Consider the following 9,975-nt stretch of genomic DNA (forward strand, 5'->3'; position numbering starts at 1 on the left):
AATTGGGATGTGAGATTGATACAAAAATTGGCAGCAATGACATTTTTTCGACTTCATCGATGCGTTTTTTAACTTGGCGAGACAGGATCCAAATTCCTGCGATCATGTTGATTTCAAATGCAGCCAGCCATCTTTGTGCCAGGTATGGAGTGCTTCCATCACATCGGAGGAGGCAGACGAAACCATCGTGCCGGCAAGTGCGCGATCGTTGGCTAATATAGTCAGAATTTCCAGATCCGAACCACCCACTTCGAAAGACGTGCCGTTGATAAAAATATAGTTATTGCGGTGCAGCATTTGCGTTTTACGTGACAGCTTGATGCCTGCCTTTTTTGCAAGCTGAGAGAAGCGTGTTTTTGTCAGTTGTACATCGGGTGCATCAAAATAGATATGCGCTTTCGGTTCGGAAAGATATTCACCGAGAAAGAGCGTCATGTCTTCCTGTGTGAAGCGCATCTTGTTCAATTCTGTCGAAACGCGAGACAGCATCGCATTGCTGATTTCGGCGCGATTCTTCGGCAACTTCAAGTCGGCATCGGCGTACCGGCCGGGCAGGTCGATCGTGTCGATCATCGATTCGAGGAAGGCTTCGCCCAGTTCCTGATACGACGGTGCGCGAAAACCGATCGAGTACGTCATGCATTCGTCCATCGCCGTGCCTTCATGCGCATATTGCGGCGGCAGGTACAGCATGTCGCCCGGTGCAAGCGTGAATTCCTCTTCGGGTTGAAAATTCTTGAGAATTTTCAGAGGTGCGCCATCCACCAGAGTCAAATCGGTCTGCGCACTGATGCGCCAGCGACGATGTCCGTGTGCCTGCAGCAGAAAGACATCGTAGGAATCGAAATGTGCGCCAACTCCGCCGGTTTTGGTTGCGTAGCTGATCATCAGATCGTCGAGCCGCGTGTCAGGAATAAAACTGAATTGTCGCATCAGCTCATCGACGGCATCGTCGTGCAGGTTGACGCCTTGCACCAGCAACGTCCAGTTTTTTTGCGTCAATGGCGGAACCTGCTCGAAAGGGCCGCTGTCCATCTTCCATTGGCGCTTTTCGTTTGTGATCAAGCGTGATTCGACGTCGTCACGTCCAGCCAGTTCGAACAGCTCGTCGCGCGAGAGCAGTGGGGTGAATCCGGGTATCGCCTGACGGATAAGCAAAGGCTTCTTGTGCCAGTAGTCGCGGAGGAATTCGGCGGCTGTCAGGCCGCCCAGCAAGGTCATTTTTTTCATCGCGCCATTATAGGGTAACGTCCCGCGTTACCGGCGATGTCGTCAGAGGTGCGCAGGTATAATTGCGGTCACTTTATTGAAAGGAACATCATGCAGATAGCCAAGAATACGGTCGTGACCGTGGATTACAAACTGTCGGATGCGCAGGGCGAGTTGATCGAGGAAGGTCGTGAGCCGATGGTGTATCTGCATGGCGGATACGAAAACACGCTGCCGAAAATCGAGGAAACGCTGGAAGGCAAGACGATCGGCTTTGAAGAAACCATTCAGGTCGAGCCGCAGGATGCATTTGGCGACTACGATCCGGATCTGGTCAAGATCGAGCCGCGCCATCGCTTGCCGACACCGCTGGAAGTCGGTATGCAATTCGAAGGTTCACCGGAAACGCCGGACGATGATGAAATGCCGACGATCTTCACCGTGACCGATATCGCCGACGACAAGGTCGTGCTGGATGGCAATCACCCGCTGGCTGGCATGGCGCTGCGTTTTACGCTGAAAGTGACGGGCGTGCGTGAAGCAACTGAAGAGGAAATCGCGCATGGCCACGTCCATGGTGCGCATGGTCATCATCATGAAGACGACGACGATGCTGAAGGCGATCATTTCCGCAGCCACCCAATCCATTAATTGCTGCCGGCGAATGCCGTGTGCCACAAACAAAAAAGGATGCTCAGGCATCCTTTTTTGTTTGTGCGATCCGGACAAATTCAGCGATGCGCAGTCCGTTGAGCGCCGCTATCTGGAGTAACAACAGCGAATAACTGTGACTGTACAGGATCGACCTTGATCTTGCTCCAGGGAGTTTCTGCCGCAAAAGTGCCGATATTGCCTTGCCAAAGAATGTTTTTCGATCCGATCTTTCTGGCAGGGTCAGGCTCTCCGTGAACAATCAGGATGCGGCCGTGAAATGCCGCTCCGAATTTCGCAATCTGCCGCCGTACGTCGGCATAACCTTCGCGCTTGCTGCTGGAGAAAAAGCTCGAAGAATGTTCGGTATGGATCATCGGATTGCCGTCGCAAAAAAACACGATGCCATTCAGTTTGCCGACTTTCGCCGTGATGAAAATGCGTTTGAGCCAGTCATTGTTGGCAACCTGACGATCTTCAAACTCGCTGTTGCGCCCGGCGGCATTCAGGTAATTGTTATTGTTCGCCGGCAGATTGATCGTTGCGAACAATACGTCCCCGATGCGCCAGTGCATGTTTTCTGCATACATGCGGAATGAAGGAATGGTCGACTGGCGAATCAGTGGAATCTTGCTGTCGCCAAACGAGAAATCATCGGTGAAAAACATTTCGCGCAGGCGACGGATGCGTTCTGTCGCAATCGAGCGGTTCTTCGCGCCCGTGCAGTCTGCCCAGTCGCTTGCAGCGACGGAAACGACCAAGCCGTTTTTCGCGTTGTCGAACAACGTGCGCCTGGTCTTGTAGAGTTCGTCACTGCACGGTTCGTCGTCAGCCTTGATGCCGTTTGCCACGACAAAGGCCAGGTTGTCGGCGTCGGTCTCTTCGATCGCTTCATGCAGCAGGGTGTCGGCGGTTGCTGCACGAAGCGGCTTGGCGACGACGCCGAAACTGAACGCTTCATTGCCGTACGAATACATCGGAAACAGAAAAACGATGCATACAAGCGAGCGCAAGGCATGCATGAATGGATTGGATGAAAAGGCGGCCTTCATGACGGTAACCGATTGCTCAATTCCTTCAGGCGATAGAGCGCATCCAATGCTTCCCGTGGCGACAACGCATCCGGATTGATGGCAGCGACCGCTTCATCGACTGCAGAGGTATGGGGCGCGATATCGTCAGCTTCGGCTTCAAATACGGCAGCGTCGCGATCTGCAAACAGATCGAACTGCGGTGTCGTTTGTACCGAATGGGCTTCCAGTGAAGCCAGGTGCTTGCGCGCAGCACGAATGACCTGCTGCGGCACGCCTGCCAGCTGCGCAACCTGCAAGCCATAGCTTTGCGACGCAGGACCGGTCTGTACGGCGTGAAGGAACACAATGCGATCCTTGTGTTCGACAGCCGACAGGTGCACGTTGGCAGAGGTCGGATGAATTTCCGGCAATTGCGTCAGTTCGAAATAGTGGGTGGCGAACAGCGTGAAGCTGCGCGTCGTTTCAATCAGATGGCGCGCGATGGCCCAGGCAAGCGCCAAGCCATCGAAGGTCGACGTGCCGCGACCGACTTCATCCATCAGAACAAGAGAATTCTCGGTGGCACCATTCAGGATCGCGGCCGATTCCGTCATTTCCACCATGAAGGTGGAACGGCCGCCTGCCAGGTCGTCAGCAGCGCCAATGCGCGTGTAGATGCGGTCGATCGGGCCGATCGTGGCACTCGTCGCAGGAACGAAGCTGCCGACATAGGCGAGCAAGGTAATCAAGGCAACCTGGCGCATGTAGGTCGATTTACCGCCCATGTTGGGGCCGGTGATCAACAGCAATTTGCGCTCGCCGGTCAGCACGCAATCGTTGGCGATGAAGCGTTCGATGTGATTTTCCACAACCGGATGGCGTCCCTGCTCGATTGCAATCGTGGGTTCGTTCACCAGTTGCGGCGCGCACCAGTTGTGGCGTATCGCGTGATCGGTCAGCGCGACCAGCGTATCGAGTTGCGCCAGTCCGTGGGAAATGTTCTGCAGGAGAGGAATGTATTGCAGCAGTTGTTGCAGTACCTGCTCATACAGATACTTTTCACGCGAGAGGGCACGCTCCTGCGCTGACAATGCCTTGTCCTCGAACGCTTTCAGTTCAGGCGTGATGTAGCGTTCGGCGTTCTTCAAGGTCTGGCGGCGGCGATAATCGTCGGGCACCTTGTCGGTCTGGCCGTGCGTCACTTCAATGTAAAAGCCGTGAACTTTGTTGTATTCGACGCGCAGGTTGGCGATGCCGGTACGGGCACGTTCGCGCGTTTCGAGATCGATCAGGAATTGTCCTGCGTTTTCCGACAGACCGCGTAATTCGTCGAGTTCCGCATCGAAGCCGCGTGCAATGACGCCGCCGTCACGCACCATCGCCGCAGGCTCCATCGCGATCGCGCGTTCGATCAGGTCGAGACATTCGTTCGGCGTCGCCAGTGCGTCGTGGATGGTTTGCAGCAACGGTGCGTCGGCGTCCTTGTTGCACATGGCGACATAGGTGCGCAGCGAAGGAAGTTGCTGCAGGCCGCCACGCATGCCGGCCAGATCACGTGGCCGTGCGCTCATCAGCGCAATGCGCGTTGTAATGCGTTCGATGTCGGGCACCGAGGCCAGCGTCGATGAAATACCTGTCGATGCATCGGCACGCATCAAGGCGTTGATTGCCGAGTGACGCGCACTGGCGATGCGCTGATCGCGTTGCGCGTGATGCAGCCAGTGACGCAGCAGGCGCGATCCCATCGCAGTACGACAGTGATCAAGCAGCGAGAATAATGTGGCGGAATGAGTGTCCTGGCCGCGTATCGTTTCAGTCAGCTCCAGATTGCGGCGCGTAGCGGCATCAAGCCCGATGAATTCATTTTCGGTTTCGACAGTCAATGTACGTACATGCTGCAGCCCGCGGCCTTGCGTGGATTGCGCGTAACGCAGCAGCGCGCCGGCAGCGCCGACTGCAGGGGCGAGATGGTCTGCGCCGAAGCCGGTCAGTGTGGAGACATTCAATTGCTCGTGCAATGCCTTGGCGCCGTGGGTCGGATCGAAATGCCAGTCAGGGACAACTGTATTGCGTGCATGTGCATATTCGCCGAACGGATTGTCGATGCTTCCCGGGATCAGTATTTCTGCCGGGGCGATGCGCTCAAGTTCCTGCTTCAGTCGGGTTTCTGCATTTTGCGCGTCGGTTGCAAATTCCATCAACTTCAACGCGCCGCTGGCCATCGACAGCCACGCGAGGCCGATCGTGACGGTTTTGCGTTGCGTCGTGCTGAACAGCGCAAGCAACGGCTGTTCCGATTTTTCCGGCAGCAGATCCGAGTCGGTCAGCGTGCCGGGCGTGATGACGCGCACGACCTTGCGTTCAACGGGGCCCTTGCTGGTGGCCGGATCGCCGATCTGTTCGCAGATGGCGATGGATTCGCCGAGCTTGACCAGCTTGGCCAGATATTGCTCGACCGCGTGGAAGGGAACGCCGGCCATCTTGATCGGATTGCCGTTGGACGTACCGCGTTGTGTCAGCGTGATGCCGAGCAGACGCGATGCCTTTTCCGCATCGTCGAAAAACAGTTCGTAAAAATCGCCCATCCGGTAAAACACCAGCGTGGTCGGATGGTCTGCCTTGATGCGCAGATACTGCTGCATCATCGGCGTGTGCTTGTCGTTCGGTGCGGGGAAGGGATTCTGTGCCGGCAATGACATGGTTGATTCCGGAATGGCGTCAATCGATCGTGCGCCGAATCATGGCGCGCCAACTACAACGGATCGGGAAAAATTAAAAATGCCATTGTATGCGACTGATCCGACTTGCAGAACCATGCATCTGCATGGAAATACGGCGCGGAACAGTCGCAAAAAAATGGCACATTGCTGCGTTAACGGTCTGTATCAGCGACCGCGGCCGCCGGAACGGTGTGGCGCCGCCGGGCGTGGATTGCCGCCGGCGGATTTGCCGGGTCCACCCGGTTTTGCAGCAGGGTTGCGAGGCGCGTTGCCGCCATTGCCGCTTCTGTTCTGTTGCGGCCTGCGTCCGCCACCGGGCGCGCCCTGGCTGCGCAGCTGGATAGGCTGCGGTTTCGCATTCAGATCCGGTTCGAAGCCGGGAATGACTTCAGACGGCAGTTTGCGCTTGATCAGTTTTTCAATGTCTTTCAGCATGCCCAGTTCATCGACGCAGACCAGCGAGACGGCTTCGCCGGTGGCGCCGGCGCGGCCGGTGCGGCCGATGCGATGCACGTAGTCTTCCGGCACGTTCGGTAAATCGTAGTTGACCACGTGCGGCAACTGATCGATATCGATACCGCGCGCGGCGATGTCGGTGGCGACCAGTACCTGCAGCTTGCCATCCTTGAATTCGCTCAGCGCCTTGGTGCGCGCCGATTGGCTCTTGTTGCCGTGAATTGCCATGCCGGTGATGCCGTCTTTTTCGAGTTGCTCGACCAGTTTGTTGGCGCCGTGCTTGGTGCGGGTGAAGACCAGCACTTGCGACCAGTTATGCGTCTTGATCAGGTAGGCGAGCATTGGATGCTTTTTGTCGCGATCGACCGGATGGATTTTCTGGTCGATGATTTCGACAGTGGAATTCAGGCGGGCGACTTCGATCATGGTCGGCGCATTCAACAGACCGTTTGCCAGCGCCTTGATCTCGTTCGAGAAGGTCGCGGAAAACAGCAGGTTCTGGCGTTTTGGCGGCAACACGGCGAGCACCTTGCGGATGTCGCGGATGAAGCCCATGTCGAGCATGCGGTCGGCTTCGTCCAGCACCAGGATTTCGATATTGTTCAGATTGACCGTGCCTTGCTGCATGTGATCGAGCAGGCGTCCCGGCGTGGCGACCAGAATATCGACGCCTTGTTTCAGCAGCTTGATTTGCGGATTGATACCGACGCCGCCGAAGATCACTGCCGACGACAGGTTCACGTATTTGCCGTAAGTGCGCACGCTTTCTTCGACCTGTGCCGCGAGTTCGCGCGTTGGTGTCAGTACGAGTGCGCGAATCGTGCGTTGCGAGGTCGTTGACGCATGCTTGACGCCGCTGGTGGCAAGGCGATGCAGGATCGGCAAAGTGAAGCCGGCGGTTTTGCCGGTGCCTGTTTGTGCGCCAGCGAGCAGATCGCCACCGGCCAGTACGGCCGGAATTGCTTGTGCTTGAATCGGGGTAGGGGCGCTGTAGCCCTGTTCGGTCACAGCACGCACGATGCCTTCGGCCAGGCCGAGGTCAAGAAAGGACATGGGAAACTCTATGAAAATTATCGGCCTGTCGCCACATGGCGCCAGTCGCAGGCAAACGGATTAAGGTACGAGGTAGTCGCAGGGGACGGCGGCAGGTTGACTGGAGAAATGCCGCGTGGACGCACTATACAGGATGAATGACGTGTGATGCGGAAAGATGACGAGGTATGGCGGAGAATTTGTCAGGAATGCCGTTGACGGCGATGACCGTACGTCATTCCTGACGATGCAACGAATTATTTCCGTGTCTTTGCGAATGGGCTGAGCAAGGTAATCATCTGTGCAAACACCTTCGGCGAGCCGGCGATCACATCGCCTTTGTACAGATAATCGGACTCGCCGGTGAAGTCACCCATGATGCCGCCGGCTTCCGTTACGAGCAATGAACCCGCAGCGATATCCCAAGGATGCAGGCCCTTTTCGAAGAAACCGTCGAGACGGCCGGCAGCAACATATGCCAGATCCAGCGCGGCCGAACCGGGACGACGCACACCGGCCGAGTTCTTTACGACAACCTTGAACATCTCGACGTATTCATCCAGCTGCTGCATGTCGCGGAACGGAAAGCCGGTGCCGATCAATGCGTCAGCAACCTTGTCGCGTTTGCCGACGCGAATGCGTTTTTCATTCAGGTAGGCGCCGGCACCTTTGGTCGCGGTAAACAGATCGTTGCGGGTCGGATCGTAGACAACGGCTTGCGTGATCTGGCCGCGTTGCTGCAGCGCGATCGATACGCAATATTGCGGAAAGCCGTGGATGAAGTTGGTGGTGCCGTCCAGCGGATCGATGATCCAGACGTTTTCTGCATCGTCGTGCAGGTTGGCGGATGCGCCGGATTCCTCGGCCAGGATTGCGTGGTCGGGATAGGCGTTCAACAGAACCTCGACGATTGCCTGTTCGGCAGCATGGTCGACTTCGGTCACAAAGTCGTTGTGCCCCTTGTCGTTGACCATGATGCGATCGAGGTCGAACGATGCGCGATTGATCACGGTGGCGCCGCGACGGGCGGCCTTCACCGCCGTATTGAGCATGGGATGCATAGAGATTCCGTTAAAATGACGGTGCTGCCGCTGATGCGGACAGACCATCCAATTTGAATTAATGAGCGATGCGGCACAAGCAGGTTCTGCAGATTGCATTGCCGCGCAATGCCGCTATTTTAAATGAACCTGCCACAAACCGACATGCCTCTTTTCAACCGACTGCGCTTTGTGCTGGTCGAAACCAGCCTGCCCGGCAATATCGGCGCGGCCGCGCGTGCGATGAAAACCATGGGTTTTGTCGAAATGGTATTAGTCAATCCGCGCGATGCCGGATTTGCGCGCAGCGACGAGGCGATTGCCTTTGCCAGCGGTGCGCAGGACGTGCTGGAGAACGCGCGTCTCGTAACCTCGATCGAGGAAGCGTTGCAGGGCGTGCATTTTGCTGCGGCAGTTTCCGCCAGATTGCGCGAATATTCGCCGCCGATTGTGTCGCCGCGCGAAGCGGCCGCAACGGCATGTGCGCTCGATGCGCCGGTTGCGCTGGTTTTCGGCAACGAGCGTTTCGGATTGCCGAACGAAATTGTCGAAAAGTGCAATGCGTTGATCAACATTCCGGCCAATCCCGATTATTCATCGCTCAATCTGGCGCAGGCAATTCAAGTGCTGGCGTATGAATGCAGGCTTGCGGCAATAGGTGATGCACCGCGCGAGACGAACATAGGTTTTCAGGGCGAACCGGCCAGCGCGGAACAGGTGGAGGGGATGTATGCACACCTGGAGCAGGCGCTGGTCAAGATCGATTTTCTCGATCCGCACAATCCGAAGAAGCTGATGCCGCGGCTGAAGCGCTTGTTTTCGCGCACGCAACTGGAGACGGAAGAGGTCAACATCCTGCGTGGCATTGCCCGGCAGATTCTCGACCGACGCAACGAGAGTTGATGGTCGATTCAGAACGCTGTGACACGACGCCTGAAAATGCAAAAACGGGGCATGAAGCCCCGTTGATGTTCTTGTGCAGATCGTTCGATCAGTTCCAGGAACGCACCAGTCCAACCGCCAGACCTTCCAGCGCAAAGCCATCTTCTTCGCCAACGCGAATGACATTGAAATCCGGATTTTCCGGCAGCAGCTCGATGGCCGAACCGGTCTTGCGATAGCGTTTGACCGTGACATCATCGCCGATACGCGCCACAACGATCTGGCCATTGCGTGCCTGATCCGTTTTTTTTACCGCCAGCAAATCGCCGTCGAGAATGCCGACATCGCGCATCGACATGCCGCGTACTTTCAGCAGATAGTCCGGTTTGACCGGGAACATGGACGGATCGACATGGTAGGTCTGCTCCACATGTTCCTGCGCCAAGATCGGCGAGCCGGCGGCGACCCGTCCGACCAGCGGCAGGCTCAATTGCATCAATGCAGGATGGGGCAGGGACATTTGCGTCGGAGACTCGACGCCGCGCTCCGCATCGCGTAAACGAATCCCCCGAGAAGTGCCTGGAGAAATTTCGATGGCGCCCTTGCGTGCCAATGCCTGCAAATGTTCTTCTGCGGCATTGGCAGAACGGAAACCCAGCTCGGCCGCAATTTCGGCGCGGGTCGGCGGGAAGCCGGTATTTTCGATCGCGTCGCGGATCAGATTGAGGATTTGTTCCTGGCGTGCGGTGAGCTTGATCATCGGGTTCCATGCTGTGGATGTGAACAGTATGGGATTTTATACAGTATTTGTGTCAATGCAAGTCATTTCGCGGCTTCCGCGGCGTTTGCGTCTGGAAAGCTCTAAATGCTTGAATGGATTGAATATTCGATGATTTCAGGGTATAGTTGCGGGCTTTCCTCTTCCCACACTCGTCTTGACGCCGGGGTGGGCGATTCTTCAATCAGTCCAAA

The 9,975-nt window shown here is 56.5% G+C and carries 8 protein-coding genes; 2 read left to right on the plus strand and 6 right to left on the minus strand.

Going from position 1 to position 9,975, the window contains the following annotated elements:
• Positions 1 to 102: 102 nt before the first annotated feature.
• Entirely contained in the window at positions 103 to 1,230 is a 1,128-nt protein-coding gene (locus tag VN114_RS04210; protein ID WP_325512310.1) for a cupin domain-containing protein, read from the minus strand.
• A 90-nt stretch (positions 1,231 to 1,320) separates the two neighbouring features.
• Between VN114_RS04210 and VN114_RS04215 the strand changes: the two genes are divergently transcribed.
• Positions 1,321 to 1,860: a peptidylprolyl isomerase gene (locus VN114_RS04215; RefSeq protein ID WP_325512312.1), complete on the plus strand. Its 540-nt coding sequence runs from the start codon at positions 1,321 to 1,323 to the stop codon at positions 1,858 to 1,860.
• A gap of 80 nt (positions 1,861 to 1,940) precedes the next feature.
• Here the strand turns inward: VN114_RS04215 and VN114_RS04220 are convergent, their stop codons facing one another.
• The 4 genes from VN114_RS04220 to VN114_RS04235 all read right to left on the minus strand — a co-directional run bounded on the left by VN114_RS04220 (position 1,941) and on the right by VN114_RS04235 (position 8,148).
• Positions 1,941 to 2,882, minus strand: coding sequence for a hypothetical protein (locus VN114_RS04220; RefSeq protein ID WP_325512314.1), 942 nt, complete (start codon positions 2,880 to 2,882; stop codon positions 1,941 to 1,943).
• A gap of 26 nt (positions 2,883 to 2,908) precedes the next feature.
• Positions 2,909 to 5,572, minus strand: a complete 2,664-nt coding sequence (mutS, locus tag VN114_RS04225) for a DNA mismatch repair protein MutS (protein ID WP_325512316.1) — start codon at positions 5,570 to 5,572, stop codon at positions 2,909 to 2,911.
• A gap of 186 nt (positions 5,573 to 5,758) precedes the next feature.
• Positions 5,759 to 7,102, minus strand: a complete 1,344-nt coding sequence (locus VN114_RS04230; RefSeq protein WP_325512318.1) for a DEAD/DEAH box helicase — start codon at positions 7,100 to 7,102, stop codon at positions 5,759 to 5,761.
• 236 nt (positions 7,103 to 7,338) lie between these two features.
• Entirely contained in the window at positions 7,339 to 8,148 is an 810-nt protein-coding gene (locus tag VN114_RS04235; RefSeq protein ID WP_414694191.1) for an inositol monophosphatase family protein, read from the minus strand.
• A gap of 117 nt (positions 8,149 to 8,265) precedes the next feature.
• Between VN114_RS04235 and VN114_RS04240 the strand changes: the two genes are divergently transcribed.
• The gene (locus tag VN114_RS04240; protein WP_325512320.1) at positions 8,266 to 9,024 is read left to right on the plus strand and encodes an RNA methyltransferase; all 759 of its coding nucleotides are present in this window, start codon (positions 8,266 to 8,268) and stop codon (positions 9,022 to 9,024) included.
• A gap of 88 nt (positions 9,025 to 9,112) precedes the next feature.
• Here VN114_RS04240 and lexA read toward each other — a convergent pair whose 3' ends face one another.
• Positions 9,113 to 9,763, minus strand: coding sequence for a transcriptional repressor LexA (gene lexA, locus VN114_RS04245; RefSeq protein ID WP_325512322.1), 651 nt, complete (start codon positions 9,761 to 9,763; stop codon positions 9,113 to 9,115).
• Positions 9,764 to 9,975: the final 212 nt, after the last annotated feature.

The sequence above is a fragment of the Oxalicibacterium sp. genome (assembly GCF_035565035.1).
Classification (GTDB): domain Bacteria; phylum Pseudomonadota; class Gammaproteobacteria; order Burkholderiales; family Burkholderiaceae_D; genus Oxalicibacterium.